Genomic DNA, 26,012 nt, shown 5'->3' on the forward strand with positions numbered 1-26,012 from the left:
GGCTGCGTTACCAGGGCCTTGGAGTCTGCGACTGCGCCGGTCGCCCTTCCGCTTATGGGTCATAACTCTCAGCGTTCAATTCAGTGCCCATGGCTGCGCCCCACATGGCTGCGCTCGGCGCAGGGCAACTCTACCGCGCCGTTGACTTCCAGCCGTTCCAGAATCCCGCAATGGGCATTGGCGTCAGTGGCCTGGCAGCGTTCGCGCAGGGTTAGCAGTTGGCCCTCCAGGGCCAGCAACCCGTTGATACGGGCGCGTACGTGCTCGATATGGGCATCCACCAGGCTGTTGACTTCGGCACAGGGCGCAATGCCCGTGTCGCGCAGGGCGAGCAGGGCGCGGATTTCGTCCAGGGTCATGTCCAGGGTGCGGCAGTTGCGAATGAACGTCAGTTGCTCCACATGCGCCTGGGTGTATTCCCGGTAGTTGCCCCCGGTTCGGGAAGGGGCGGGCAGCAACTGCTCTTTCTCATAGTAACGGATGGTTTCGACCTGACAGTCAGTGGCTTTGGCCAGTGCGCCGATTTTCATGAAGGGTCTCCAGAAGGCTTGACCCTATAGTGGCTACAGGGTGTTGACTAAGCAATAGTTAACCTTTGGAGCCGACCATGGACCGCATTACTTCCCCACAAGGCAACGCCGTAAGCCCAGGCGCAAGCGCCTGTGACCATGGGCATGCTCACCACGATCACGATCACGATCATGGAGGTAATGCTTCCAGTAGCGTCAGCTTCGGCGATGCCACCGAGGGCACCCTGAGCCGTTTCCGTATCGAGGCCATGGACTGCCCCACCGAACAGGTGCTGCTGGAAAAGCGCCTTGGCACGGTGCCGGGCGTTCATGGGCTGGAATTCAACCTGATCAACCGTGTGTTGGGTGTCAGGCATTCGTTGGCGGATACCGCACCTTTGGTAGCGGCCATCGCGGAGCTTGGCATGACCGCGATACCGCTGGCCCAGGCCCAAGCGGAGCAGGCCCAGGCACCTGCACCGAGCAGGCGTAGCCAAGGTGCGTTGGCACTGGGTTTCGTGACTGCGGCTGCGGCGGAACTGTGCCACTTGTTCAGCCTTGGGCCAAAAGGGCTGGTGGTTGGTTTGGCACTGGTGGCCATCGCCGTTACTGGGCTGGGCACCTACCGAAAAGGGTTGATTGCCTTACGCCAGCGTAACCTGAACATCAACGCGCTGATGAGCATCGCCGTGACGGGTGCGGCCTTGATCGGGCAGTGGCCCGAGGCGGCGATGGTCATGGTGCTGTTCGCTATCGCCGAGCGCATCGAGGCCCACTCCCTGGAGCGGGCGCGTAATGCCATCGGCGCCCTGATGAAGCTGGCGCCAGACACAGCCACGGTACGTGGCGAAGACGGCCAGTGGACTACCCAGGCCGTGGCGCCGCTTGCCGTGGGCAGCCTGCTTCGGGTGCGCCCTGGTGAGCGTATCGCGCTCGATGGCGTGGTGACCGCTGGCCGGTCGAGCCTGAACCAGGCGTCTATCACTGGCGAAAGCCTGCCTGTGGATAAAACCGTAGGCGATACGGTGTTCGCAGGCACCATCAACCAGGCTGGCGAACTGGAATACCGCGCGACTCAACCCGCCAGTGGGTCCACCCTCAGCCGTATTTTGCGTGTGGTGGAGCAAGCCCAGGGCAGCCGAGCACCAACTCAGCGTTTCGTGGACCGCTTCTCGCGTATTTACACCCCAGCTGTCATGGCCCTGGCTTGCGCCGTGGCTGTAATACCGCCTTTATTAGGCCTGGGCCCGTGGCTGGATTGGCTTTATCGGGCCTTGGTGTTGCTAGTGGTTGCGTGCCCTTGTGCGCTGGTGATTTCTACGCCGGTGACCTTGGTTAGCGGGCTGGCGGCGGCGGCCAAGCGGGGCATTCTGGTCAAGGGCAGTGCGTACCTGGAAACCGCTCACCGCTTACGCTGGCTAGCGCTGGATAAAACCGGCACCTTGACCCAAGGCGCGCCCAAGCTTACAGACACCTTGCCCTTGCAAGGGGAGCTGGCACACGCCAAAGCCATCGCCGCTAGCTTGGCTGACCGCTCCGACCATCCCGTTTCCAGAGCCCTTGCAGCTGGCTTGGTGGGTCATGAGCGCCGTGCCTTGACAGCGTTCGAAGCCCTGCCGGGGCACGGCAGCCGGGGGCGGGTCGATGGGCAAGTGTATACCCTCGGTAATCATCGGCTAGTAGAGCAGCAGGGGTTATGCACGCCTGCGCTTGAGGCCCTACTCGCTACGCTGGAGCAGGCCGGTAAAAGTGTGGCGGTGCTGTGTGATGCCCGTCAGCCCCTGGCTGTGTTTGCCGTGGCCGATACGCTGCGAGCGACCAGCGTGGCGGCGATTGCTGATTTGCACCAACTGGGCGTAAAAACCCTGATGCTTAGCGGAGATAACCCTTCGGCGGTGGCGGCGATTGCAACCGAAGTGGGCATCGACCAAGCCCGTGGCAATCTATTGCCCGAAGACAAGCTGACCGCCATTGAGGCGCTGGTGCATAAAGGCGAGGTGGTAGGCATGGTGGGCGATGGCATCAACGATGCTCCGGCCCTGGCAAGGGCGCATATTGGTTTTGCCATGGGGGCCGCAGGCTCGCATACCGCCATCGAAACGGCGGACGTGGCCTTGATGGATGACGACCTGCGCAAGGTAGGCGAATTCATCAGGCTGTCCCGTCGCACGCGCGCCTTGCTCCTTCAGAACATCGTGTTGGCATTGGGCATAAAAGCGGTGTTTCTCGGTTTGACCCTGGCGGGCATGGCCACCTTGTGGATGGCCGTATTCGCCGACATGGGCGTAAGCCTGCTGGTGGTGTTCAACGGTTTGCGCCTGCTGCGCGGGCAGCGCTAAGCTCGCGGGCTAAGGTGGTCAATGCGTCTTCGCGATCGGCGCGGCCTGGTTTAAAGCCAGGGTTGAGGCTGGACCATTCCGGGTGAGCGCGGGTGCGCTTGAGTACCGCGGGCAGCCGGCCCTGGCGCCAGTGCTGCGGGTCATGGGTAGGCAGTTGCAGGCTGTCTTGCGCCGCATGGCCCCGGCGAGCCAGGGCCAGTAGCAACGCCTGTTGCCGCAGGCCCAGCAAGCGCAATACGGCATCGTCCACGCTTAGTACGTGCTCGCCACGCCATTTGCCGATCAGCCGGCCACCGTAGCCCCGGGCGGTTTGTACGGCGCCCCCAGCCACGGCGCCAGCGAGCGTAGCCAGGCCTAAAGTCAGCCCGCCCGTAAGCAGGTCTACCCCGGCGCCAGCCGCCGCGCCAGCCGCCAGGCCGCCCCCCACCTTGATGCCCATCTGGCGCAGGGTTTCAGGGTTGAACAGGTCATCTCCCCAGCGGCCGTCAAGCAGCGGCAAGGCACCGGCCTCGGCATCCCCTGGGCGGAAGCCAAATACCGTCAGTAGCGCACTGACGCAGGCTTGCTCCCGTTGGCGCACGGCTGTTTGCAATGCTTGAATCCCCTCAGGCTGGGCGGTTTGTGGGACGGTTCGGCGGCAGGCGGCGCAGTCCACCAACAACTCGGCAATCAGCCGTCGGCCGGCCGCCAAGCGCTGCTCGGCTTGCTGACGCAAATCGTCTATCAACCGCTCCAAGGCAGGGCGCGCCCGTTCGATCAATAACGCCAGGCTTTCATACAGGCGACGCTCGCCATCTTCAGGCGGCGCCACGCTGTCGAACGCCACCAGGGCATGTAAACCCAGCCGCGCCAATGCCGCTTGCCATGCCTCGCGCCGCGCCGTGGGCGCGCTGACGAAATTGAGCACCGGCAGCAATGGCTTGCCGCAGCTAGCGAGAACGTGCAGCTCATCGCGGTATTTGGCCAGGATGGGCTCCCGGGCGTCGATCACGTACAAGCCTGCATCTGAAGCCCGGAGTTGGCGCACGACCTTGGCCTCTTGTTCGAAGCGCTGGCGCGACTCGCTCGAGCCTAAGAAGGCTTCAATCCGCCCAGGGCCATCCAGCCGTAGTTGGCCGCTGCCCAGCCGCTCCAGGTACTCCAGCAAGGCGACGGCATCCTCCAGGCCAGGCGTGTCGTAAAGCTCAAGCAGGGCTTGGCCGTCTACCAGCAAGCGCGCGCCTTCGACGTGCCGCGTGGTGCCTGGGCGATGGGATACATCCCCGAAGGTCACATCTCGGGTGAGGGTACGCAGCAATGAGGTCTTTCCCACGTTAGTGTGGCCCACTACAGCGAGCGTCAGTGCATCAGGCATGATCATGCTCCAACCAGGCCAAAGGAAACGTGGCTTCCTGGGGGAGTTTCAACTGCGCCAGGGTATCGAGCCAATCTGCCCAACGGGCAGCGTCCGCCACATGCCCCGCCGGCGGCGGTATCAGCCATACCCGTGTTTCGGCGGCGTTGCGTGACAGCTCGGCCAGCAGCGCCTGGGTGCCCCGGTCAGGTGAGCGGCGGGGGTCGCAGACCACTAGCAAGCGGTCGGCAGGCTGGGCGGCCAAGGCGTCCAGCAGGTACTGGCGGGAATGGCGATCATCCAAAATGCCGCCATCGGTAATGGCTGGGCTGGCCGTGGGCGGCCATGGGTGGTCGTCATCCAGTTCGATGCCAACCACCAGCGCACCCGTGCCTAGCGTGGCCTGGGCCGACAGCGGGGTTGCCCAGCTTTGTTCGGCTGGCAAGTCACTGACCCCTAGGCGCTCGGTGGAGGGCATCAAATGCTCACGCAGGCTGTTGACCTCTGGTGTTTCCAGGTCTGTACTCAGGCGGGCCACGCCATGACGCCAACGCAGCCAGCAGGCGGCTGCCAGCACTGCCCGGGGAAGCACGCCGTAACACACCAGTACCCCGACCAGCCAACCGGCCCAGGCCTGGCGAGCCCCTTCTAGGGCTGCTGGGCCGTCTCCGCTGGCGCGAATCAGCCCCTCTGCTGGCATGGGGAAGCCCAGCCACCCAGGGAATTTGCCCAGGTACGCGGTCAATGCCACGAAGGTATCGCTCTGCAACAGCGTGGTTTCCCACACGAAATCGTAACGGCGGGTGGCGAACATCAACAACAGCGTGATCAGGCTGGCCAGCAGGCACAGTGTCCACAGGCCGTTGACCGTGGCCCCGAAGAGCCAGCGGTTGAGCCTGTGCCGGTGCAGCATTACCAGCAGCGCGGCGCCCAAGTGCGAGGCCTTGGCGTCTCGCGCCAGGCGCTGACCTAACCCCACCCACACCCTGCCTAGCCAGGGGCCATGATCCCCACCCACTACCAGCCCCACCCACCAGCCCAGCAGCAACAGTAGGTTTACCCCCAATAGGCTGCCGGTGGCCCAGAACACGTTCACCGCTGCGGGCGAGCCGGCCAGCGCCGTGGCGGCCATGCCCGCACCGCTGACCAGCGCCAGTAGGGCCAACAGAATCAGCCCCAGCCGTGCGCCTTGCTTCCAGTGTTCCAAGGCTTCCACCAAGCCATCGCGCCGCGCTAACCACAAGGCACGAGCGTGCACCCGCTGGACAAAGTCGCCGCCAGCCTGACGGGCATGGCGGTTGGCTTCGCTGTCTTGAAGGGCGCCTGTCTGGCGTTCGCGGAGGCTGACGGCTTCGGTCAACCAGAGGGTATCCAGCCTGTTCACGGGTGCTCCTGTGGGCCTGCAAGCCGCCAGCATACCGTACCCCGGCTGCTCCAGGCGCGCGGCTCTGCTATCCTCGCGCCCATGAACAAGACCCTTACCCTAAGCCTGATCGCCGCCCATGCCGAGAACGGTGTGATCGGTATCGACAACCGCATGCCCTGGCATTTGCCTGGGGATTTTCGTTATTTCAAAGCCTGCACCCTGGGCAAGCCCATCATCATGGGGCGCAAAACCTGGGCTTCGCTTGGCCGGCCCTTGCCGGGGCGGCTCAACCTGGTGGTCAGCCGCCAGGCAGGCCTGGTGCTACCAGGCGCTGAGGTGTTCCCTTCGTTGGACGCGGCCATTGCCCGTGGCGAAACCTGGGCCTGCGAAAACAGCCAAAACGAAGTGATGCTGATCGGTGGCGCGCAGCTCTATGAACTGGGCCTGCCCTTTGCCGACCGCCTGTACCTTACCCGCGTAGAGGCCGCGCCAGCGGGTGACGCCTTCTTCCCCGTATTTGACCGTAGCGCATGGGTCAAGGTGACGAGCACGCCCAACCCCGCCGAAGGCGAGGCCCCGGCGTATCACTTTGAGGTATGGGAGCGGGCTCCGGCCTGACTCGGCCCTCGCCCTGGCGTTTGCCTGGTCCCAAGGGCGTTAACCCTGGGGCCAGGCAGGCAGGTTTAGCCGTCCAGCATCGCCTTGTTGCGCACCGCGCCCTTGTCGGCGCTGGTGGCTAACAGGGCGTAAGCCTTGAGCGCCGTAGTGACCTTGCGCGGGCGCGTTTCCGCAGGCTTCCAGCCCTTTTCGTCTTGCTCGGCACGGCGCGCTGCCAGCTCGCCATCGTCCACTAGCAGGTTGATGGCGCGGTTAGGGATGTCGATCAGCACCTTGTCGCCATCCCGCGCCAAGGCAATGATGCCGCCAGCCGCGGCTTCAGGCGACGCATGACCGATGGACAACCCCGAGGTACCGCCCGAGAAGCGACCGTCGGTGAGCAACGCGCACGCCTTGCCCAACCCCTTGGACTTCAAATAGGACGTGGGGTACAGCATCTCTTGCATGCCTGGGCCGCCCTTGGGGCCTTCGTAGCGAATGATCACCACGTCCCCGGCGTTTACCTCGTCATTGAGGATGCCGCGTACCGCGCTGTCCTGGCTTTCGAAAATCTTGGCGTTGCCTTCGAAGCGGTGGATCGACTCGTCCACGCCCGCGGTTTTCACGACGCACCCGTCGACTGCCAGGTTGCCGTAGAGCACCGCCAAGCCGCCTTCCAGGGAGTAGGCATGCGCCAGGTTGCGGATACAGCCCTCAGCGCGATCATCATCGAGTGAATCCCAGCGCGTGCTTTGGCTGAACGCCACCTGGGTAGGAATACCCGCGGGGCCTGCGCGGTAGAACTCATGCACGGCGGCATCGGTGGTTTGGGTGATGTCCCACTGGGCAATGGCCGTGGCCATGGTCGGGCTGTGAACGGTGGGTACATCGGTGTGCAACAGCCCGGCCCGGGCCAGCTCACCGAGAATGCCAAAGATGCCGCCGGCACGGTGCACGTCTTCCATGTGGTACTTGGGCGTATTGGGCGCGACCTTGCACAGCTGCGGTACCAGCCGGGACAGGCGGTCGATATCGCGCAGGTCGAAGTGCATCTCCGCTTCTTGGGCGGCTGCCAGCAGGTGCAGGATGGTATTGGTGGAACCGCCCATGGCGATGTCCAGGGTCATGGCATTCTCGAACGCCTTGAACGAAGCAATGTTGCGCGGCAACAGCGACTCGTCGTTATCGTGGTAGTAGCGCTTGGCAACGTCCACGATGGTGCGGCCCGCGCGCAGGAACAGTTGCTCGCGGTCTGCGTGGGTCGCCAGCAGTGAGCCGTTGCCGGGCAAGGCCAGGCCCAAGGCTTCGGTCAGGCAGTTCATGGAGTTGGCGGTGAACATGCCGGAGCACGAGCCACAGGTAGGGCAGGCGCTACGTTCGTATTCAGCGACCTTTTCGTCAGACGCCGTGCTGTCGGCAGCGATCACCATGGCGTCGACCAGGTCCAGGCCATGGCTCGCCAGTTTGGTTTTGCCCGCTTCCATCGGCCCGCCAGACACGAAAATCACCGGGATATTCAAGCGCAAGGCGGCCATGAGCATACCGGGCGTGATTTTGTCGCAATTTGAAATGCATACGATGGCGTCGGCGCAGTGCGCATTGACCATGTACTCCACCGAGTCGGCGATGATTTCGCGGCTCGGCAAGGAATACAGCATGCCGTCATGGCCCATGGCGATGCCATCGTCCACCGCGATGGTGTTGAATTCCTTGGCCACGCCCCCCGCGCGTTCTACCTCGCGGGCCACCAGTTGGCCCAGGTCCTTGAGGTGCACATGGCCCGGTACGAACTGGGTGAAGGAGTTGGCGATGGCGATGATGGGCTTTTTGAAGTCCTCGTCTTTCATCCCTGTGGCGCGCCACAGGGCACGGGCGCCGGCCATATTGCGGCCATGGGTAGATGTTTTCGAGCGGTAATCAGGCATGAAGCACTCCGGGCGGCTAATCAGGTTCCAGGGAAATTGAGCCTTGTGCGGTTCCAGGATGAAGTGGCCGTTGGGCTGCCCTCAGGGAAGTGGCCGACAGCTGCGCGGGATCGCCGCAAGCGCTGGCCTGGCTCATAAACCCGCCGGGGATATTTGGCGATGAATACGCCGATTCTACACCGCTAACCGCGGGAAGGAACGTGGTTGCTGACCATGAGCATGTGATAAACGCAAGTGGACATTATATGTAGGAAGTTTCAGAGAAACGTTTCAGCATCGCCTTATGGGGTGGCTCGTGCCCAGCACCCTTCCTATCATGCCCGCGCCGCATATGCGGTGATCAGAGAACTTCTATTAATGGACCTTCCCAGTTCATTGCACTTATACAACCTGATACAGGCGCACTGGCGCCTGGCCGGGGGAGCTGAGCGGTAAATGCCGCAGGCGTGTTCCGGCTGCGCTAGCTTGCCCGGAGAACGCCATGACTGACACTCTCTCCATGAACACCCTACACGGCCAGCCAGGCGCTGTGTCCCAGGCCAAGGCTCAATTGGCTGCGGATACCGCCCGTTATCTGGCACTTATGAGCTGTGAGGGCGCGCTGCAAACCCTTGAGAAAATAGACCTCACCAAGCGCGCGGAAGTCTTCGGCTACCTGCCCCTCGCACGTCAGGTAGAGCTCACTGAAAACATGCCTCGCGCGCAGTTGGCACGACTTGTCAGCGCAATGTCCGCCGATGAGCGGGCCGATCTGTTCCAGCGTCTGGGCGAGGGGGCCCGCGAGCCTCTTCTGACCGCACTGGCCCAGGCCGAGCGCGATGATCTGCTCAAGCTCAGCGCCCATCGCCAAGGTACGGCGGGCGCCATCATGACCAGTGAGTATTGCACCGTTGACAACGCCATGAGCGTGACCGAGGCCATTGCCGCGCTGCGCCGAAGCGCGCCAGCGGCCGAAACCATCTACCAGGCCTATGTGCTTGACGCCCAACGGCGGCTGATCGGCGTGTTGTCGCTACGGGATCTGGTACTGGCCGAGCCCAGCGCTCAGGTTGCCTCCTTGGTTCGCGAACAGGTGGTAAGCGCCCTGGCGGACTGCTCTCAGGAGCAGGCAGCCAGGCTGATCAACGATTACGACCTGTTGGCGCTGCCTATCGTCAATGAGCAACAGCAACTGGTGGGGATCGTTACCTGCGACGATGCCATGGATGTGGTGGTGGATGAAGCCACGGAGGATTTCCACAAAGGCGCGTCCATCGCGGTGCATATCGGCAACTTGCGTGATGCTACCGTGGGCCTGCTCTATCGTAAGCGGGTGCTGTGGCTAGTGCTGCTGGTATTCGGCAACCTCTTCTCTGGAGCCGGTATCGCTGCGTTCGAAGACGTGATCGCCGCCAATATCGCGTTGGTGTTCTTCCTGCCGCTGCTGGTGGACAGCGGCGGCAATGCCGGTGCCCAGTCCGCCACCTTGATGGTGCGAGCCTTGGCCACGGGCGAGGTCATGCTGCGGGATTGGATGAAGCTGCTGGGCCGTGAATGCGCGGTGGCCCTGGCGCTCGGTACGACCATGGCCGCCGCCGTGGCCCTGTTAGGCGTGATGCGAGGCGGCCCCGACATCGCCGTTATCGTAGCCTGCAGCATGGTAGTGATCGTGATGATTGGCAGCGTTATCGGCATGAGCCTGCCCTTTATGCTTAGCCGTCTACGGCTGGACCCCGCGACCGCCAGCGGCCCGCTGATCACCTCCATTGCCGACGCGGTCGGTGTGCTGGTGTACTTCGCCATCGCTACTCAGGTGTTGGAGTTGTAACTGTCATAGCGCGTGGCGTGGCCAGGGCAACTAAAACGAGCCCGGCCGTGCCCATTGCCAATAACATGCTGGGCAACCAGATAAGGGCTTGCCCAGCCATCAAGCTTAAGCCAAAACTGACAAGGCCCCCGCCAGCAAAGGTAATGGTATTCAAGCCAGCGGCTGCGGTGCCTGCCTGCCTGCCCTGGTAGTGCATTCATGGCTAAGGTGGTCGCTGCGGGGCGCGCCAGGGTCACACCAAAGGTCACCCCGCATGCGCCCGCAAGAACGGCCACTGCGTCGGCGGCGCCTATGGTCCGTAACGCCGCGATCACCAAGCCGCCCGCGATGATCAGGCCCATCCCCAGGCACATCTGCCTACTTTCACTGATATACCGCATAGCCCGGTTCGCTATCGCCCCTCCGACCACATAGCTGGCGCCATACACCAGCATCAGCAGCCCATAGGCCTTAGGGCTGAGCGCCAAGGTGTCCATAAACAAAAGAGGAGAGAGCAGCACGAAGGAGAAATGGCTGGCGAACGCGATCGTCGTCACCGCGCTAGCCAATATAAACCGTGCGTAGTGGGCAGGTTGTTTTACGGCCTCTGGGCACTGGCGGCTAAAAGCCTTGGGCTTGGCGGGCACTACGTTCACGGCCAGCAGGCCAGTGAACAGCGCTAAGGCCGCGAAGCCATAGAAGCTCCCTTTCCAGCCAAGGTAATACTCTAGAACCACGCCAAACAATGGCGAAATGGAGATAAACACGCCGCTGGCCATACTGAGCCAGATACGCTGTCGCGTGCGCTGGGCACCGTTGAACACGTCTTGAACCAGCGCGTTGGCCAGCACAAAGCCACCGCAGCCGATGGCCTGTACCGTTCGCCAAGCATGGAAGACCCCGCTACTGGTTGCCACCGTGCAGCCCATTGCACCAACCGTGGCTATTGCCATGCAGGCCAGTAACAAAGGCTTGCGCCCATACCGGTCTGACGCAGGCCCAATCACCAATTGAGCAAGGGCCACGGTTACGACGAACAACCCGATCCCCGCGGTAATCGCATGGGCAGGGGTATGAAATTGCCGAGCGAGTGCTGGCACCGAAGGCAAGATGACGTCCATTGCAAACACACCCAGGAACGTCATCACCACGAGCATGGCCGTGATAAGCCGAGGGGCTGACATAGGCAATCTCATCAATTGAAGAGAGAGCCAGATTAGCCCCGAGTGCCTTCAGGCTGGGAGCCGAAACTTATGTAGGAAAAGCCTGCAGTTGCAGGCTACTCAAAGAGGGGCCCCTCGCAGCGCCGCAAGGTGCGTAGGGCAACGAATTGCCCATGTCACAAGAGGGCGGTCGCATACGAGGCGAGGGGCAGGCTTAATTTCTCAGAAAATGCGTGGAAAAGAACCCCCCATCAGCTATTAGGCAGCAGCCGGCAGGTAATGCTTTTGATATAGCGGGTTTCCGGAATGGCTGGGTGTACCGGGTGATCGGGCCCTTGGCCGCCACGCTCGAGCAGCTGGATATTACGGTCCAGGTGCCGGGCACTGGTGAGCAGGATGTTTTGCAGGTCGTCTTCGGGCAAGTGCATCGAGCACGAGGCGCTTACCAGAATGCCGTCTTTGCTGAGCAAGCGCATGGCCTGCTCGTTGAGGCGGCGGTAGGCACCTTCGCCGTTTTTCAGGTCTTTCTTGCGCTTGATGAAGGCAGGCGGGTCCGCCACGATCACGTCGAAACGCTCCTCGGCGGCCTTCAGCTCTTTCATCGCTTCGAATACATCCCCTTCGATGCAGGTGACCTTTTCAGCGAAGCCGTTGAGCCCGGCATTGCGTTCCACGCCGTCGAGGGCAAACCCGGAGGCATCCACACAAAACACTTCGCTTGCGCCAAAGGCCCCGGCTTGCACACCCCAACCGCCAATATAGCTGAACAGGTCCAGTACCCGCTTGCCCTTCACATAGGGCGCCAAGCGCGCGCGATTCATGCGATGGTCATAGAACCAGCCGGTCTTCTGGCCCTGCATCACGGGCGCCTCGAACTTCACACCGTTTTCTTCCAGCGCGACCCATTCAGGCACCACGCCGAAAGGTGTTTCCACATAGCGCTGCAAACCCTCGGCATCCCGCGCGGAAGCGTCATTCTTGAACAGCACGCCCGTGGGCTTGAGCACCTGAACCAATGCGGCTAGCACGTCGCCTTTGTGTGCTTCCATGGTGGCCGAGGCCAACTGTACAACCAGCATGTCGCCGAAGCGGTCCACTACCAAGCCAGGGAGCAGATCGGAGTCACCATAGACCAGCCGATAGAAGGGCTTATCGAACAAGCGCTCGCGCAGGGAAAGTGCGACGTTAAGGCGGTGCACCAGCAGGGATTTGTCCAAGGCCAGCTTGGGGTCACGCGACACCAGCCGTGCGCAGATCAGGTTGTTGGGGCTGATCGCGACCACGCCCAGGGCCTTGCCACCAGCGGCTTCGAGTATTGCCTGGTCCCCAGCCTGGAAACCATTAAGGGGCGTTGCGGCAACGTCCACCTCATTGCTGAACACCCACAGGTGCCCCGCGCGCAACCGGCGGTCGGCGTTGGCTTTAAGGCGAAGGCTGGGCAGGGACATGGGGATACTCCGGGGAAAGGCAAAGGGCGCGATTATACCCACCTGTTCGGCCCTAGGCCCACGCATGGCTGACGTGCAGCAGGCTTATCCTTTTAATAGGAACGCTATGGGAACCCCATGGGCACGCCGGGGCTCGATTTAGGTAAGGCTGAGCGAATAGGATTACCCTGCCGAATGTAAATTGCCCCCGCGTGGGTACCCTTAGCCCTCTATCGAGCCCGTGCATGCCCGAATTACCAGAAGTCGAAACCACCCGCCGTGGCATTGCCCCTCATTTGGAAGGCCAGCGCGTCGACCGCGTAATCATCCGTGACCGACGGCTTCGCTGGCCAATACCCGATGACCTTGATGTGCGGCTGTCTGGCCAGCGCTTCTTGAGCGTAGAGCGGCGGGCCAAATATTTGCTGCTCAATGCTGAAGTGGGTACCTTGATCGCCCATTTGGGTATGTCGGGGAACTTGCGGTTGGTGCCCGTGGGCCAAGCGCCGCTCAAGCATGAGCATGTGGATATCGAGCTGGAGAACGGCCTGGCCTTGCGCTACACCGACCCTCGCCGGTTCGGCGCCATGCTCTGGAGCAGCGACCCCCATGCCCACGAATTGCTCACCGGACTGGGCCCTGAACCCCTGACCGATGCCTTCGATGGCGATCGCCTGTTCAAGCTGTCACGGGGGCGTAGCGCCGCGGTAAAGCCATTCATTATGGATAACCATGTGGTGGTGGGTGTAGGCAACATCTACGCCACGGAAGCACTCTTCGCCGCCGGCATCGACCCTCGGCGTGCAGCGGGCGGTATCTCACGCGGGCGCTACGTGCGGCTGGCCGTGGAGATCAAACGCATCCTGGCCTATGCCATTGAGCGTGGCGGCACTACCCTGCGGGACTTTATCGGCGGCGATGGCCAGCCAGGGTATTTTCAACAAGAACTGTTCGCCTATGGCCGAGGCGATGAGCCTTGCAAGGTCTGCGGGAAGGTATTGCGGGAGATACGCTTAGGCCAGCGTGCCAGTGTTTATTGCCCGGCATGTCAGAAATAATTCGCCGCCTGACATTCCAGCCCGCGCTGATATAGTGAAGTGACCTAGCCGTCGCATTCCCGGTGGGAAAAAGGAAGCCTCATGAAGCCGTTCCGCGCCCTGTCATTCGCCGTGGCCCTCGCCATGGCGACGCCGCCCCTGCCAGCCTTTGCCGAAGTGTCCCAAAGCAACACCAGTGGCAACCCGGCGTACGATGTACAGGGTCCTCCAGCCTTCGCGATGATCGGGGACCTGGTCATCGCCCGCCCATTGCTTATCGCCGCCACGGTAGTAGGCGCCGGGCTGTTCGTGGTGTCGTTACCCTTTACCGCGCTGGGCGGTAATGTAGGCGAAGCCGGCAAGGCGCTGGTGGTGGACCCTGGCAAGGCGGCCTTCGTGCGGTGCCTGGGGTGTACCGAGAGCGGCTACAAGCGATAACCGCCTGGCTCAGGCGTTGCCAGTGATTCGCTGGTACTTGGCCATAAGCTGGTCATGGCTCTCGGGGTTGGCTTCGTCCAGGGGAATGCAATCCACCGGGCACACCTGCTGGCATTGTGGCTCGTCATAATGGCCCACGCACTGGGTGCACAGGTTAGGGTCGATGACGTAGATTTCCTCGCCCTGGGAGATAGCGGCGTTCGGGCACTCGGGTTCGCAGACGTCGCAATTGATGCAATCGTCGGTGATGATCAAAGACATGGGAGCTCCAGCCCAGGGCTGCGCCAGGGCATTCAAAAACAAGTCCTGCATTTTGCCCCAATCGCTGACGCCTTGCACGCCAGCATGTCGGGTTCAGCCTTGGAAGCGCTGTTTCAAGGCCTCGGCGACCGCAGGGTGCACGAATTTGTTGATATCTCCGCCCAGCGCAGCGATTTCCCGCACTAATGTAGAAGAAATAAACGAATAACGCTCTGAGGGAGTTAAGAATAGGCTTTCGATATCTGGCGCTAACTGGCGGTTCATATTGGCCAACTGGAATTCATACTCGAAGTCCGACACTGCTCGTAGGCCACGCAGCAATACGTTAGCGCCCTGTTCCTTGGCAAATGTAGCCAAGAGCGTGGAAAAGCCTACTACTTCCACATTTGGCAAATGAGCGTTGACTTCACGAGCCAGCTCGACTCGTTTTTCCAACGTGAACAGCGGGTTCTTCTTCGGGCTGGCGGCGACAGCGATCACCACGGTGTCGAACAGGCGGGAAGCCCGCTCGACCAGATCGCCATGGCCCTTGGTAATAGGGTCGAAGGTGCCTGGATACAACACTCGGTTCATCGCGTCGTCCTGAAGGGGAAGCCGTTAGGGACTCGGATGGTAGCGCAGCCAGCGGCTGACGCGCCAGCGATGTAGCCACCGTAGTGCAATAAGTCATTCGTCTAGGTAGTGAGTGAACCCTGCTAAAAAGGCCATTTATTTGTAACAATGATACAAGGCCCAATCCATACAGGCCAAGGAGTACAGGTTGAGGGCCTCCGTAAGCACTCGCTCACGCATTACTCGCGTCAGCCTTGATTTGTTCAACGAACGGGGTGAGCGAAATATTTCTACTAATCACATCGCCGTGGCGGCAGATATTTCCTCGGGTAACCTCTATTACCACTTCGCTAACAAGCAACAGATCGTGGCGTTGCTGGTGGGCGAGTATCAGGCGCGCGTTCGTAGCGCGCTTACTCCAGTAGCAGGGGCCGTATCCGGGATAGAGCGCTTGCGAACCTGCTTGGACGGGGTGATAGCAGCACTATGGGAATACCGGTTCATTTATCGGGACCTTGAGCATTTGGTGCAGGCCGATCCGGCCCTTGCAGCGGCCCACCGAGGGTTCTCCATAAACTGTCTGCGCGACGCTCGGGTGCTTCTTGAAGCGCTCTGTGCCAATGGCCTATTAGCAATGACGGCCCAAGCACAGCAAGCATTGGCCATCAATGCGTGGTTGATTCTGACGTCTTGGGTGCGTTACCTGTACACCACCTCGCCCGCCCCAGTCGTTATTACGGCTGCCGCTGTACGCCGCGGGGCTTGGCAAGCGCTCAACCTGTTGCACGGGTTCATTACGCCCCAAGCGGCTTCTACCATGGCGGCACTGATGGAAGGCTTTAGAAATGGCAAAGCGCCCGAGCCGCTTGAACAGGCGCTTGCGCACACCCCAGGAACTTCGGCCTGACCGGCGACTCAATCCTCCAATTTCCCGGGAAACCTGCCATGTCCATCGCCCGATTGATTACGCCTACCCAGCTGTACCAGCGGCTTGAAGAGCCTGGTTTGGTTATCCTCGATTGCCGAGCTGCCTTGGACGACTTGGACTATGGCAGACGCAGCTATGCCCAAGGGCATATCGAAGGCGCCAGGCTAGCGGACCTGGAACGGGATTTAAGTGGGAAGGTCGTCAAGGGCGTGACCGGTCGACACCCGCTTCCCAGCCCTGGGCACCTGTTGGAACGCTTTCAGGCGTGGGGTATCAGCGCGGGCTCCGATGTAGTGCTGTACGACGATGGTCCCGGCGCCTTTGCGGCCCGTGCATGGTGGCTGCTGGTGTGGCTGGGCAAGCGCAATGGCTTGTATATCCTTGATGGCGGCTTGAAAGCCTGGCATGGGGCACATTTGCCGTTAAGCCTCAATGCACCCCCCGGCGAACGTGGGCATTTGAGGGGTAAACCGGATACCGAGCTTGTAGTCAGCGCGCAGCAAGTGCATGAACAGTTGGAAAACCCAGAATTGACCTTGCTCGATGCTCGCGCCCAAGCTCGCTATAACGGGGAAGTAGAGCCGATAGACCCTGTTGCTGGCCATATTCCAGGTGCCCATTGCATGGAGTTCACACAAAACTTGCAGCCGGATGGCACCTTCCTGGCGCCCGAGCAATTGCGAGAGCGGTTCCGCCCGTATACAGAGGGCGAGCAAGGCAATGCTAACGTGGTGGCCTATTGCGGTTCGGGGGTAACGGCCTGTCACAACCTCTTCGCAATGTGCCTGGCCGGGCTGCCGTTGGCGAAACTCTATGCGGGTTCTTGGAGCGAATGGATCACTGACCCTCGGCGCCCGTTGGCCCCCTCAAGCCGTTGAGCTCAAGCCTGAGATAGCCTCAGTTCCTGCAGCCACTGCGGTATGCGCCGCTCCAGATAGTACTCGGGGCGGCGCACGCTCCCCTCGATAAACCCTACATGCCCACCCTGCGCATGGCGCTCGAATGTGGTGCAAGCGGTAAGCTCATCAATTTGGGGCAAGCTGTGAGGGAATACGAAAGGGTCGTCCTCGGCCTGAATAAGCAGGCATGGCCGGTCGATGTGCTTGAGGTAATACCGGCTTGAGGAGCGACGGTAGTAATCCTTGGCATCGCTGAAGCCATGTAAGGGCGCGGTAATCCGCCCATCAAAGTCCCAGAAGGTGCGAATCCCATCCAAAGGACCGAGCGCAGCCAACGCGTCCAAATGTTGCCCGTGCCCCTCTTGCTCGAAACGCTGTTGCTTGTGCTTGAGGTAACCCAGCATCTCGCGCATGAAGTGTGCTTGGTAAATGCGTGAAAAGCCCAGCCCCATGCGGTCTGCGCATTCGTCCAGGCGAAACGGCACTGACACCGCGACAGCGCCCTGCAAAGGGCAGCTACTACCGGTTTCCCCCAAATATTTGAGCAAGATGTTGCCGCCTAAGGAGTAGCCCACGGCATAGAGCGGTGCCAGTGGCCGCCGCGCCTGTAGCAGCTGCGTGACTTCTGCCAGGTCTTCGGTGGCCCCTGAGTGGTAGCTGCGGGGCAGCAGATTGGGTTCACCCGAACAGCCGCGCCAGTTGAGGGCCACGCTTGCCCAGCCTTGCTCGGCCAGCCCCCGCTGCAAGCCCACTATGTAGGGGGAATGCGACGAGCCGGTCAGCCCATGCAAGACCATCACCAAGGGCGCTTGAGGGGTATGCGGGCCGTGCCAATCTACGTCAATGAAATCGCCATCGGCCAGCCAGAGGCGTTCACGCGTGCGGGCCAGAGTAGGCTGTTTGCGCCAGAGCGGCCCCCAAAGCGTTTGCAAATGAGGGTTACCCAGGCCCCGAGCAGGGCGGAACGATGGTGCGGTATTCGGCATCGAACTAGCGGCCTTTTGCCCAGAGCGCGTAGTACACCTGGCCAGCTTGTTTTTCCCGATGCAATTGCCAACCAGCCGGTAGGGCCAGGTTGGAGGGTGGCGCCTCACTTTCGGTATAGACCCAGGCCTGTTCAGCGAGCCAACCCTTGGTGTCGAGCAAGGCGCACACGGGCTCCAGGAGGCTCTGGTGAAACGGGGGGTCGAGGAATACCAGGTCGAACGGCTGAGACGGTTGGTTTTCCAGATAACGCACGGCGTCCCCTTGCATCAGCTGGCCTGTTGGGCATTTAAGCAAATCCAGGTTGCCACGCAGGCTCGCAATGGCCGCGGCATTGTTATCCAGTGCCAGGCCCATGGAGGCGCCGCGCGACAGCGCCTCAAGGTAGAGCGCGCCGCTGCCGACGAAAGGGTCGAGCACTCGGGCGCCCGCTACATAAGGGGCTAGCCAGTTGAACAGGGTTTCGCGTACCCGGTCTGGCGTTGGGCGAAGGCCCGGGCCATCAGGGAAGGTGACCCTGCGGCTGCGCCACTGGCCGCCGATGATGCGTAGTTGGCCTTGCCCACCACGGGGGCCGGATTTGGCAGGTTGAATAGCCATTAGTGCTCCGGAATACCGAGCGGTGGCTCGGTGGGATGGTCGGTTGGAGGAGGTAATGGGTCCTGGGGCACGGTGGGCCCTACGGTGACCACGAGCATTTTGTCCGCATCCAGGTGACGATTCATAGCGCTCTTCACTTGCTCCACGGTCAATTGCTGGGATTGAGCCATATAGTCCTCTAACCAAGAAGGCGGAAGGTTATAGAAGCCCATGCTCACCAACTGGCCAACGATGCTCGCATTACTGGCGTTGGACAGGGGGAAGCTCCCTGCCAACTCCTTTTTGGCTGCCGCCAGTTCGTTTTCCGTGGGGCCATCGCGTAGGTAATCACGCAGTACCTGGCGTACCAACTCCAGGGTACCGGTACTGACAGGGGCGCGGGTTTGCAGGCTGATGGTGAAAGGCCCCTGGGCCTGCATGGCCGTAAAGCCCGAGTACACGCCGTAAGCCAGGCCTCGCCGTTCCCGCACCTCGGTCATCAGGCGCGTACCGAAACCGCCCCCGCCTAGCATCTGGTTGCCCAGGGTAAGGGCTACGTAGTCTGGGTCGTCACGAGCAATGCCCAATTGGCCGATCAGCAGGTGGCTTTGCTTGGACGGGAACTCGATGTGCGTGATGGATGCCGCCAGCGGCTTTGCCGCGGGAATCGTTGGCAAGGCCGGGCCCGCGGGCAGCGCGCTGGACACGCGTTCAGCGATGGCTTCGGCGTGGGCGCGGTCCAGGTCACCCACCAGGGCGATCACGGCGTTGCCTGAGGCATAGGCACGCTTGTGGAAAGTGCGCATTTGCTCTGCGGTAATGGCTTGTATGGATTTCGGGGTGCCTTCGCTGGGGTGACCGTAGGGGTGGTTGCCGTACAGCTTGGCAAGGAAGGCCTGGTTGGCCAGGGTAGTAGGGCTTTGCTTCTGTTGCTCGAAGCCAGCCATCAGTTGGTTCTTGATTCGAGCGACCGAGTCGGCTGGGAACGTAGGTTTGCCTATCACCTGGGTAAACAGGCTCAGGGCAGGCTGGCGCTTGCTTTCATCCACCAGGCTGCGCAGGTTGACCACTGCCATGTCCCGGTAGGAGCCGTTGCTGAAGTCCGCGCCCAAGTCCTCGAAGCCACGGGCAATGGCGTCTACATTTTTGCCAGGCACACCTTCATTGAGCATGGCATTGGTCATCAGCGCCAAGCCCGGGGAGGGGCCGTCCTGGGCGCTGCCCGCGGCGAAGGTCACGCGTAGGTCGAACATCGGCAACTCATGGGCTTCGACGAACAATACCCTGGCGCCCCCCTTGGTTTGCCAGCGCTGTACGTCGAGCTTGCGGTAGGCAGGCGTTGCGGCTTCGGCGCTGGCCAGGGTTTCCAAGCGCGCGGATGTTGGCGTGGGCTCGGCGGCGCTCAGTGGGCCGCTGGCAATGGCGAGCAAGGCCAGCAGCAGGGCTGCGAACGGGCGGTGCTCAGTCATGGGATGAAGCCTCCGGAAGGATATGAGCGACGGTTAGGCGGTCGCGGGTGAACCAGGTACGGGCAGCCTGCTGAATGTCGGCGGGGGTGACCTGGGACAGGGCTTGGACTTCGTTGTCCAGCAAGGTCCAAGGCAGGCCAACGGTTTCCAGCTGGCCAAGGGAGGTGGCCTGGGCCGTGATCGAATCCTGCTCGTATACCAGCCCGGCAATGTATTGCGCGCGTACCCGCTCCAATTCCTGAGGCGAAGGCGGCGTGCGCTTGAGGTCTTCCAGCAGAGCCCACAGCGCTTTTTCAGCCTGTGCCAAGGTTTTGTGTTTTTCCACATTAGGCGTGGCGGAGAGGATGAACAGGCTATCGCCCCGGTCATAGGCGTCGTAGCTGGCCGAGGCACTGGACACCACTTCCGCGCCTCGCTCAAGCTGTGAGGCCATGCGTGCGCTGTAGCCACCGTCCAATAGCGCCACGATCAAGCGCAAGGCCTGAACGCTCCTGGGGTCGCTTGCGGTCGCCACGCTGGGCACATTGAAGCCCATAAGCAAGCTAGGCAGTTGGGTACGCACCTGCGCGTTCAGCCGCCGCTCGCCCGGTTGGGGCAGCTCGACAGGGCGCTTGGCCTCTGGAACGGGGCGACGTTCGATGCCCCCGAAAAACCGCTCGGCCAGGGCTTTGACTTCGTCGGGCTGCACATCCCCAACCACCACCAGTGTTGCGTTATTAGGCGCATACCAGGTGCGGTACCAGTTACGCAGGTCGGTGATGGTCATGCGTTGCAGGTCTGCCATCCAGCCGATGGTAGGCGTGCGGTAGCCGGTGGAGGGGTAGGCCGCGGCCTTGAACAGTTCGAACGCCTTTTGCGAAGGTTTGTCTTCGGTACGCAGGCGCCGCTCTTCTTTTATCACTTCTATTTCGCGGGTGAACTCCGCTTCGGGCAGCGCCAGGGTAGCCATGCGATCGGCTTCCATTTCCAGTGCAACGGGCAGGCGGTCGCGGGCCAGCACCTGATAGAAGGCGGTGTAGTCGTCGCTGGTAAAGGCGTTTTCGTCGGCGCCCAAGTCCCGCAGTATGCGGGACGCTTCACCTGGGCCCAGCTTGCTGCTGCCTTTGAACATCATGTGTTCCAAGGCATGGGACAGGCCGGTTTGGCCCGGGCCTTCGTAGCTGGAACCTACCTTGTACCAGAGCTGGGACACCACGACCGGGGCGCGATGGTCCTCGCGCACGATGACCTTGAGCCCATTGGCGAGTACGAATTCGTGGGTAGGCTGGGCGGCATGCGCGGCTGTGGCCAATATAGAGCAGGCCAAGCCTGCCAGCAGCCTGGCGAGGGAACGTGTAAGAACGGTCATTTTCGATGCGGAACCTGTACGGATGCCCCTTGCCTTAGCGTCGGCGGGCGAGGAGGTGCTAGGATACTGATCCGCCCGGCCTACGGCCACGCCTGCGGCAGCGGTTTGCCAGGTGTCTTGGCTCAAGATGTTGCACGAACGCGCCGGGCGAAAAAAGGTCTGTTTCGCGACCTCCAGACTCCCCGAAGCGCCCCGGCTGGCGCTTCGCTACCTTGAGATAGCCGCCTTCCATGTTTGGTTCCAGTGACGATAAGAAGACCCCGGCCGCGGCCGGAGAGAAAAAAGGCTTGTTTGGCTGGTTGCGCAAGAAGCCCCAAGAGGTGCCTGTGCAGCCCGAGCCCGCGCCGGCCGAGACCACGGTCGAACGGGCGCTAGACCTGGCGCCGGAGCCTGTACTGGCCCCTGAGCCCGCCGCTAGCCCAGAGCCGCAACCTACCTTTGAGCGGGTGGAGGTACCCGAAGCCAGGCTCGAATTGCCTGTGCCAGAAGAGCCCGTAGGGATCGACCCCGAGCCAGAGCCGGCGCCCCTGCCGCCACCTACCGCCGCGCAACAGGCCCAGGCAGAGGCCATCGCGCCACTATCAGCGCCCCTCGAAGCCCTGGCGCCTATGCCGGTAGCGGACGCACTCGCGCCTATGGCCGACCCGCCCGCCAAGGCCGGTTTCTTCTCGCGCCTCAAACAGGGCCTGAGTAAAACCAGCGCCAGCATTGGCGAAGGCATGGCAAGCCTGTTCCTGGGCAAGAAGGCCATTGACGATGACCTGCTCGATGAAATCGAAACTCGCCTGCTTACGGCTGACGTAGGCGTGGAGGCCACCTCGGTCATCGTGCGCAACCTGACCCAGAAAGTTGCCCGTAAGCAGCTCACCGACGCCCAGGCCTTGTACGCGTCGTTGCAGGGCGAACTGGCCGACATGTTGCGTCCCGTGGAGCAGCCTCTGGTGATCGACGCCCAACATAGCCCCTTCGTCATCTTGGTGGTGGGCGTGAATGGCGCGGGTAAAACCACCACCATCGGCAAGCTGGCCGCGCGCTTCCAGCGTGAAGGCAAGAAAGTCATGCTGGCCGCCGGGGATACCTTCCGCGCTGCCGCGGTAGAGCAGTTGCAGGTGTGGGGGGAGCGCAACAATGTTCCTGTTATCGCCCAACACACCGGCGCCGATTCCGCCTCGGTGATTTTCGACGCTGTACAGGCAGCCAAGGCACGGGGTATGGATGTGCTGATCGCCGATACCGCTGGCCGGCTGCACACCAAGGACAACCTTATGGAAGAGCTGAAAAAGGTGCGCCGAGTCATCGGTAAACTGGACGCGGCCGCCCCTCACGAGGTGTTGTTGGTGCTCGACGCCGGTACGGGCCAGAACGCGATCAACCAGGCCAAGCATTTCAACCAGTCCGTGGCACTCACCGGCCTGGCCTTGACCAAGCTCGACGGCACCGCCAAAGGTGGGGTGATCTTCGCGCTGGCCAAGCAATTCAACTTGCCTATCCGCTACATCGGTGTGGGTGAAGGTATCGACGACCTGCGTACGTTCGAGGCCGAGCCCTTTGTTAGCGCTCTGTTCGCCGAACGGGACCGCTCATGATTCGCTTCGAGCAAGTAGGCAAACGGTACGCTAATGGTCATGTAGGGCTGCACGAGCTGAGCTTTCGTGTGCGGCGGGGCGAGTTTTTGTTCGTAACCGGGCATTCCGGCGCGGGCAAAAGTACCCTGCTGCGGTTGCTGCTGGCCATGGAACGCCCCACCAGCGGCAAACTGCTATTGGCAGGGCAGGACCTGGGGCAGATCAGCAACGCTCAGATTCCCTTCCTGCGCCGGCAAATTGGTGTGGTGTTCCAGAACCACCAGTTGCTGTTCGACCGTACGGTCTTCAATAACATTGCCCTGCCGCTGCAAATCCTCGGCTTGGCCAAGACGGAGATCGCCCAGCGGGTGGATGCCGCCTTGGAGCGGGTATCCTTGGGTGACAAAGGCGACCTCTACCCTGGCGACCTCTCCACCGGCCAGCAGCAGCGCGTAGGTATTGCCCGCGCCATCGTGCATAAGCCGGCGTTGCTATTGGCGGACGAACCTACTGGCAACCTGGACCCACGCCTGGCGGCGGAAATCATGGGCGTGTTCGAAGACATCAACCGCCTGGGCACCAGCGTACTGATCGCCAGCCATGACCTGGCATTGATCGCACGCATGCGCCACCGCATGCTGACACTGCAACGTGGCCGCTTGATCGGCGACGGGGAGGCCGGGCAATGAGCGCGACACGCAGCCCCAAGGTTTCAGATCGAGTAGCCCCCAAGCCGGCCGACCCAAGCCCGAAAAAGCCCAAGCGGCGCGATGAAGACGAGGGCCCGGATTTCGGTACCCTGTTCCAGGCCTGGCTGGAAAGCCATAGGGCCAGCCTGGCCGATAGCTTCAAGCGGCTGGGTCGGCATCCCTTTGGCAGCTTCTTCACCTGCCTGGTGATGGCAGTGGCGTTGAGTCTGCCCATGGGGCTGTCGCTATTGCTCAAAAACGTAGAGCGGCTCGGTGGTTCCTGGCAACGGGCCGCGCAGATTTCGTTGTATATGCGCATGGAGGCCGGTGATCGCGAGGGCGAAACGCTAGTCGCCCAAGCCAAGGCGCTCGGTGGCGTAGCCGATGCCGAGTTCATCAGCCGGGAAAAAGCCCTGGAGGAATTCCAGCAGCAATCCGGCCTGGGCGAGGCAGTAAAAGAGCTGCCAGACAACCCTCTGCCGGGCGTGGTGGTGGTTACGCCCCATGAAGTGGATAAACCTGCACTGGAGGCCCTGCGCGAGCAACTGGCGCAATTGCCTAACGTAGCCCAGGCGCAGTTGGACCTCGTATGGGTAGAGCGCCTAGCGGCGATTCTCAAACTGGGGGACCGCTTCGTGTTTGGCCTGGCAGTGCTGTTGATTTCGGCCTTGTTGTTGGTCATCGGTAATACCATCCGGCTGCACATTGAAAACCGCCGTAACGAAATCGAAGTCATCAAACTCGTGGGCGGTACCGACGCCTACGTTCGCCGGCCTTTCCTCTATATGGGCGCGCTCTATGGCTTTGGCGCGGGCCTGCTGGCCTGGGGCGTACTGGCCTATGGGCTAGACTGGCTCAACGGGGCAGTGGTTAACCTGGCTGGGCTGTATGGCAGTGACTTTGCCTTGGAGGGGGTGCCTGCCTCGGACGGTCTTTCCCTATTGCTTGGGGCCGTATTGTTGGGGTATATCGGTGCGTGGATTGCAGTGGCTAGGCACCTTCGGGAGCTGGCGCCACGGTAAAAAATGCTTTTTTGACGTCAAAGCCCCTACGCCTGGAACTCACCCCAGGTGTGGGGGTCTATTGAGTCGGCGCTCACAAGGCGCATACCTGTTTGTTGGAGGTTTTTAAATGACCACGTCCTTGCAACCTGCCTATATGCTCGTCCCGGGTGCGAACCTTGAGGCCTACGTGCATGCGGTGAACAGCATCCCACTGCTGACACCGGAGCGGGAGCGTGAGCTGGCAGAAAAACTCTATTACGACCAAGACCTGGACGCAGCCCGGGAGATGGTACTTGCCCACCTGCGTTTCGTTGTTCACATCGCGCGCAGCTACTCAGGTTATGGCTTGGCTCAAGCCGACCTGGTTCAGGAAGGCAACGTTGGCCTGATGAAGGCCGTCAAGCGCTTCAACCCTGAAATGGGCGTTCGCCTGGTGTCCTTTGCCGTGCACTGGATCAAAGCGGAAATCCACGAATTCATCCTGCGCAATTGGCGTATCGTCAAAGTGGCTACCACCAAGGCGCAGCGCAAGTTGTTCTTCAACCTGCGTAGCCAGAAAAAACGCCTGGCCTGGTTGAATAACGAAGAAGTGCACCGTGTAGCGGAAAGCCTGGGTGTAGAGCCGCGCGAAGTACGCGAGATGGAAAGCCGGCTGACTGGTCAGGACATGGCCTTCGATCCGGCCGCGGAAGCGGACGACGACAGCGCTTTCCAGTCCCCGGCGCATTACCTGGAAGACCATCGCTACGATCCGGCCCGCCAGTTGGAAGATGCCGATTGGGCCGATACGTCTACCAGCAACCTGCACGAAGCCTTGGAAGTACTGGACGAGCGTAGCCGAGATATTCTCTACCAACGCTGGTTGGCCGAGGAAAAAGCTACTCTCCATGACCTGGCGGCCAAATACAACGTATCCGCCGAACGTATACGCCAGTTGGAAAAGAATGCGATGAACAAGCTCAAGGGCTCCATCGCCGCCTAAGCCACATAGCAATTGGGCAGGCCTGTTTCGTATGGGTCTGCCCAATAAATCTGCTGTTCGCTGGCTTCGCCAGCTCCTACGCCTTGCGCTTTAGGCGGTTACATGGCCCAAGGTGCCTGGCGGGCCTGGTTCAAGTTGGCCAAATAATCCGAACCGCCCAGTTGCCCCATTTGCTGACGAATCCACGCGGCCCTGCGTAGCACATAAGGGCTGGGATGCGCGGCACTCCACTCCCTTGGCGCCGGCAGAACGGCTGCCAAGAGGCTGGCCTGCTGGCGCGACAGGCTGGCTGCACCCACATTGAAGTGATGCCGCGCCGCGGCCTCGGCCCCAAATACCCCATCGTCCCACTCGGCGCTGTTGAGGTACACCTCCAAAATGCGCTGTTTGGGCCACAACACTTCCAACAACACGGTAAACCAGGCCTCTAGCCCCTTGCGCAGGTAACTGCGGCCGGACCACAGGAAGAGGTTCTTTGCCACTTGCTGGCTCAGGGTACTGGCGCCTCGAAGGGCACCGCCGCGCTCATTGTGAGAAAACGCTGCACGTATGGCAGGCAGGTCGAAGCCCCAATGGAAGGCGAACTTTTGGTCTTCTCCTGCGACCACCGCTACCTTGAGGTCATCCGGAAGGTTGTCCCAGGAACGCCATGAGCGCTGCAGGTCGATAGGCTGACCATCGAGCCAAGATTGGACCTTACGCTCGGCCATCAATGCCGTACCAGGCGGTGGCACCCAACGGAACACCACTACCAACGCCACGCTGAGCAACACAAAGCCTATCAGGAAGCGACAAACGAGCTTAAGTAACGTACCTAGCATGGTGAGCTTGG

General features: G+C 61.6%; 24 protein-coding genes. 11 read left to right on the forward strand and 13 right to left on the reverse strand.

Going from position 1 to position 26,012, the window contains the following annotated elements:
* Positions 1 to 80: 80 nt before the first annotated feature.
* Positions 81 to 530: a Cd(II)/Pb(II)-responsive transcriptional regulator gene (gene cadR / locus ACWKV4_RS03095; protein WP_483831157.1), complete on the reverse strand. Its 450-nt coding sequence runs from the start codon at positions 528 to 530 to the stop codon at positions 81 to 83.
* Between the two features lie 77 nt (positions 531 to 607).
* Between cadR and ACWKV4_RS03100 the strand changes: the two genes are divergently transcribed.
* A complete protein-coding gene (locus ACWKV4_RS03100) occupies positions 608 to 2,848 on the forward strand; it encodes a heavy metal translocating P-type ATPase (RefSeq protein WP_483831156.1) in 2,241 nt (746 codons plus the stop codon).
* Here ACWKV4_RS03100 and ACWKV4_RS03105 read toward each other — a convergent pair.
* Positions 2,814 to 4,202: a DUF3482 domain-containing protein gene (locus ACWKV4_RS03105; RefSeq protein ID WP_483831155.1), complete on the reverse strand. Its 1,389-nt coding sequence runs from the start codon at positions 4,200 to 4,202 to the stop codon at positions 2,814 to 2,816. The genes ACWKV4_RS03100 and ACWKV4_RS03105 overlap by 35 nt on opposite strands.
* Positions 4,195 to 5,565: a DUF2868 domain-containing protein gene (locus tag ACWKV4_RS03110; protein ID WP_483831154.1), complete on the reverse strand. Its 1,371-nt coding sequence runs from the start codon at positions 5,563 to 5,565 to the stop codon at positions 4,195 to 4,197. The genes ACWKV4_RS03105 and ACWKV4_RS03110 overlap by 8 nt, the downstream gene beginning before the upstream one ends.
* 81 nt (positions 5,566 to 5,646) lie before the next feature.
* Between ACWKV4_RS03110 and ACWKV4_RS03115 the strand changes: the two genes are divergently transcribed.
* The gene (locus tag ACWKV4_RS03115; protein WP_483831153.1) at positions 5,647 to 6,165 is read left to right on the forward strand and encodes a dihydrofolate reductase; all 519 of its coding nucleotides are present in this window, start codon (positions 5,647 to 5,649) and stop codon (positions 6,163 to 6,165) included.
* Between the two features lie 65 nt (positions 6,166 to 6,230).
* On the opposite strand, the gene ilvD is transcribed toward ACWKV4_RS03115, so the two are convergent.
* Positions 6,231 to 8,069: a dihydroxy-acid dehydratase gene (gene ilvD, locus ACWKV4_RS03120; RefSeq protein ID WP_483831152.1), complete on the reverse strand. Its 1,839-nt coding sequence runs from the start codon at positions 8,067 to 8,069 to the stop codon at positions 6,231 to 6,233.
* A 481-nt stretch (positions 8,070 to 8,550) separates the two neighbouring features.
* Here ilvD and mgtE point away from each other — a divergent pair, with 481 nt between their 5' ends.
* Entirely contained in the window at positions 8,551 to 9,876 is a 1,326-nt protein-coding gene (mgtE, locus tag ACWKV4_RS03125) for a magnesium transporter (protein ID WP_483831151.1), read from the forward strand.
* Here mgtE and ACWKV4_RS03130 read toward each other — a convergent pair.
* Together ACWKV4_RS03130 and ACWKV4_RS03135 are read right to left on the reverse strand one after the other, a co-directional pair.
* Positions 9,858 to 11,039, reverse strand: coding sequence for an MFS transporter (locus tag ACWKV4_RS03130; RefSeq protein WP_483831150.1), 1,182 nt, complete (start codon positions 11,037 to 11,039; stop codon positions 9,858 to 9,860). The two genes, mgtE and ACWKV4_RS03130, sit on opposite strands and share 19 nt — an antisense overlap.
* A gap of 230 nt (positions 11,040 to 11,269) precedes the next feature.
* Positions 11,270 to 12,466 carry a class I SAM-dependent rRNA methyltransferase gene (locus ACWKV4_RS03135; RefSeq protein ID WP_483831149.1) on the reverse strand — a complete coding sequence of 399 codons (1,197 nt, stop codon included), beginning with the start codon at positions 12,464 to 12,466 and terminating at the stop codon, positions 11,270 to 11,272.
* A gap of 224 nt (positions 12,467 to 12,690) precedes the next feature.
* Between ACWKV4_RS03135 and mutM the strand changes: the two genes are divergently transcribed.
* Entirely contained in the window at positions 12,691 to 13,503 is an 813-nt protein-coding gene (mutM, locus tag ACWKV4_RS03140; protein WP_483831148.1) for a bifunctional DNA-formamidopyrimidine glycosylase/DNA-(apurinic or apyrimidinic site) lyase, read from the forward strand.
* A gap of 81 nt (positions 13,504 to 13,584) precedes the next feature.
* A complete protein-coding gene (locus ACWKV4_RS03145; RefSeq protein WP_483831147.1) occupies positions 13,585 to 13,920 on the forward strand; it encodes a multidrug transporter in 336 nt (111 codons plus the stop codon).
* A 9-nt stretch (positions 13,921 to 13,929) separates the two neighbouring features.
* Here the strand turns inward: ACWKV4_RS03145 and ACWKV4_RS03150 are convergent, their stop codons facing one another.
* Together ACWKV4_RS03150 and coaD are read right to left on the reverse strand one after the other, a co-directional pair.
* Positions 13,930 to 14,181: a YfhL family 4Fe-4S dicluster ferredoxin gene (locus ACWKV4_RS03150; protein ID WP_181113750.1), complete on the reverse strand. Its 252-nt coding sequence runs from the start codon at positions 14,179 to 14,181 to the stop codon at positions 13,930 to 13,932.
* 93 nt (positions 14,182 to 14,274) lie between these two features.
* On the reverse strand, positions 14,275 to 14,754 hold the full coding sequence (gene coaD, locus ACWKV4_RS03155) for a pantetheine-phosphate adenylyltransferase (protein WP_483831146.1): 480 nt from the start codon (positions 14,752 to 14,754) through the stop codon (positions 14,275 to 14,277).
* Positions 14,755 to 14,941: 187 nt separating this feature from the next.
* Between coaD and ACWKV4_RS03160 the strand changes: the two genes are divergently transcribed.
* Together ACWKV4_RS03160 and ACWKV4_RS03165 are read left to right on the forward strand one after the other, a co-directional pair.
* On the forward strand, positions 14,942 to 15,640 hold the full coding sequence (locus tag ACWKV4_RS03160) for a TetR/AcrR family transcriptional regulator (protein WP_483831145.1): 699 nt from the start codon (positions 14,942 to 14,944) through the stop codon (positions 15,638 to 15,640).
* A gap of 38 nt (positions 15,641 to 15,678) precedes the next feature.
* Positions 15,679 to 16,539: a sulfurtransferase gene (locus ACWKV4_RS03165; RefSeq protein ID WP_483831144.1), complete on the forward strand. Its 861-nt coding sequence runs from the start codon at positions 15,679 to 15,681 to the stop codon at positions 16,537 to 16,539.
* Positions 16,540 to 16,541: 2 nt separating this feature from the next.
* On the opposite strand, the gene ACWKV4_RS03170 is transcribed toward ACWKV4_RS03165, so the two are convergent.
* The 4 genes from ACWKV4_RS03170 to ACWKV4_RS03185 are packed head-to-tail and all read right to left on the reverse strand — an operon-like array spanning position 16,542 to position 20,940.
* On the reverse strand, positions 16,542 to 17,546 hold the full coding sequence (locus ACWKV4_RS03170) for a hydrolase (RefSeq protein WP_483831143.1): 1,005 nt from the start codon (positions 17,544 to 17,546) through the stop codon (positions 16,542 to 16,544).
* A gap of 4 nt (positions 17,547 to 17,550) precedes the next feature.
* Entirely contained in the window at positions 17,551 to 18,144 is a 594-nt protein-coding gene (gene rsmD / locus ACWKV4_RS03175; RefSeq protein WP_483831142.1) for a 16S rRNA (guanine(966)-N(2))-methyltransferase RsmD, read from the reverse strand.
* Positions 18,144 to 19,592 carry a M16 family metallopeptidase gene (locus tag ACWKV4_RS03180; RefSeq protein WP_483831141.1) on the reverse strand — a complete coding sequence of 483 codons (1,449 nt, stop codon included), beginning with the start codon at positions 19,590 to 19,592 and terminating at the stop codon, positions 18,144 to 18,146. Before ACWKV4_RS03180 ends, rsmD begins: the two co-directional genes overlap by 1 nt.
* The gene (locus tag ACWKV4_RS03185) at positions 19,585 to 20,940 is read right to left on the reverse strand and encodes a M16 family metallopeptidase (protein ID WP_483831140.1); all 1,356 of its coding nucleotides are present in this window, start codon (positions 20,938 to 20,940) and stop codon (positions 19,585 to 19,587) included. The genes ACWKV4_RS03180 and ACWKV4_RS03185 overlap by 8 nt, the downstream gene beginning before the upstream one ends.
* A 230-nt stretch (positions 20,941 to 21,170) precedes the next feature.
* Here ACWKV4_RS03185 and ftsY point away from each other — a divergent pair, with 230 nt between their 5' ends.
* The 4 genes from ftsY (at position 21,171) to rpoH (ending at position 25,180) form a co-directional block, all read left to right on the forward strand.
* Positions 21,171 to 22,526 (forward strand): signal recognition particle-docking protein FtsY, encoded by a 1,356-nt coding sequence (ftsY, locus tag ACWKV4_RS03190; RefSeq protein ID WP_483831139.1) that lies wholly within the window; start codon positions 21,171 to 21,173, stop codon positions 22,524 to 22,526.
* Positions 22,523 to 23,194 carry a cell division ATP-binding protein FtsE gene (ftsE, locus tag ACWKV4_RS03195; protein ID WP_483831138.1) on the forward strand — a complete coding sequence of 224 codons (672 nt, stop codon included), beginning with the start codon at positions 22,523 to 22,525 and terminating at the stop codon, positions 23,192 to 23,194. The genes ftsY and ftsE overlap by 4 nt, the downstream gene beginning before the upstream one ends.
* Positions 23,191 to 24,216, forward strand: coding sequence for a permease-like cell division protein FtsX (ftsX, locus tag ACWKV4_RS03200; protein ID WP_483831137.1), 1,026 nt, complete (start codon positions 23,191 to 23,193; stop codon positions 24,214 to 24,216). Before ftsE ends, ftsX begins: the two co-directional genes overlap by 4 nt.
* Positions 24,217 to 24,325: 109 nt before the next feature.
* Positions 24,326 to 25,180 carry an RNA polymerase sigma factor RpoH gene (gene rpoH / locus ACWKV4_RS03205; protein ID WP_483831136.1) on the forward strand — a complete coding sequence of 285 codons (855 nt, stop codon included), beginning with the start codon at positions 24,326 to 24,328 and terminating at the stop codon, positions 25,178 to 25,180.
* A 98-nt stretch (positions 25,181 to 25,278) separates the two neighbouring features.
* On the opposite strand, the gene mtgA is transcribed toward rpoH, so the two are convergent.
* Positions 25,279 to 26,001 carry a monofunctional biosynthetic peptidoglycan transglycosylase gene (gene mtgA / locus ACWKV4_RS03210; RefSeq protein WP_483831200.1) on the reverse strand — a complete coding sequence of 241 codons (723 nt, stop codon included), beginning with the start codon at positions 25,999 to 26,001 and terminating at the stop codon, positions 25,279 to 25,281.
* Positions 26,002 to 26,012 lie beyond the last annotated feature (11 nt).

The sequence above is a fragment of the Pseudomonas artemisiae genome, assembly GCF_057128685.1.

Coding starts and splice junctions, on each gene's coding strand:
- ACWKV4_RS03130 (WP_483831150.1), bottom strand. CDS start 11,039: ATGTCAGCCCCTCGGCTTATCACGGCCATGCTCGTGGTGATGACGTTC.
- ftsY (WP_483831139.1), top strand. CDS start 21,171: ATGTTTGGTTCCAGTGACGATAAGAAGACCCCGGCCGCGGCCGGAGAG.
- ACWKV4_RS03170 (WP_483831143.1), bottom strand. CDS start 17,546: ATGCCGAATACCGCACCATCGTTCCGCCCTGCTCGGGGCCTGGGTAAC.
- ACWKV4_RS03145 (WP_483831147.1), top strand. CDS start 13,585: ATGAAGCCGTTCCGCGCCCTGTCATTCGCCGTGGCCCTCGCCATGGCG.
- mtgA (WP_483831200.1), bottom strand. CDS start 26,001: ATGCTAGGTACGTTACTTAAGCTCGTTTGTCGCTTCCTGATAGGCTTT.
- rsmD (WP_483831142.1), bottom strand. CDS start 18,144: ATGGCTATTCAACCTGCCAAATCCGGCCCCCGTGGTGGGCAAGGCCAA.
- mutM (WP_483831148.1), top strand. CDS start 12,691: ATGCCCGAATTACCAGAAGTCGAAACCACCCGCCGTGGCATTGCCCCT.
- ACWKV4_RS03165 (WP_483831144.1), top strand. CDS start 15,679: ATGTCCATCGCCCGATTGATTACGCCTACCCAGCTGTACCAGCGGCTT.
- ilvD (WP_483831152.1), bottom strand. CDS start 8,069: ATGCCTGATTACCGCTCGAAAACATCTACCCATGGCCGCAATATGGCC.
- ftsX (WP_483831137.1), top strand. CDS start 23,191: ATGAGCGCGACACGCAGCCCCAAGGTTTCAGATCGAGTAGCCCCCAAG.
- ACWKV4_RS03105 (WP_483831155.1), bottom strand. CDS start 4,202: ATGCCTGATGCACTGACGCTCGCTGTAGTGGGCCACACTAACGTGGGA.
- coaD (WP_483831146.1), bottom strand. CDS start 14,754: ATGAACCGAGTGTTGTATCCAGGCACCTTCGACCCTATTACCAAGGGC.
- ACWKV4_RS03185 (WP_483831140.1), bottom strand. CDS start 20,940: ATGACCGTTCTTACACGTTCCCTCGCCAGGCTGCTGGCAGGCTTGGCC.
- cadR (WP_483831157.1), bottom strand. CDS start 530: ATGAAAATCGGCGCACTGGCCAAAGCCACTGACTGTCAGGTCGAAACC.
- mgtE (WP_483831151.1), top strand. CDS start 8,551: ATGACTGACACTCTCTCCATGAACACCCTACACGGCCAGCCAGGCGCT.
- ACWKV4_RS03150 (WP_181113750.1), bottom strand. CDS start 14,181: ATGTCTTTGATCATCACCGACGATTGCATCAATTGCGACGTCTGCGAA.
- ACWKV4_RS03180 (WP_483831141.1), bottom strand. CDS start 19,592: ATGACTGAGCACCGCCCGTTCGCAGCCCTGCTGCTGGCCTTGCTCGCC.
- rpoH (WP_483831136.1), top strand. CDS start 24,326: ATGACCACGTCCTTGCAACCTGCCTATATGCTCGTCCCGGGTGCGAAC.
- ACWKV4_RS03135 (WP_483831149.1), bottom strand. CDS start 12,466: ATGTCCCTGCCCAGCCTTCGCCTTAAAGCCAACGCCGACCGCCGGTTG.
- ACWKV4_RS03100 (WP_483831156.1), top strand. CDS start 608: ATGGACCGCATTACTTCCCCACAAGGCAACGCCGTAAGCCCAGGCGCA.
- ACWKV4_RS03115 (WP_483831153.1), top strand. CDS start 5,647: ATGAACAAGACCCTTACCCTAAGCCTGATCGCCGCCCATGCCGAGAAC.
- ftsE (WP_483831138.1), top strand. CDS start 22,523: ATGATTCGCTTCGAGCAAGTAGGCAAACGGTACGCTAATGGTCATGTA.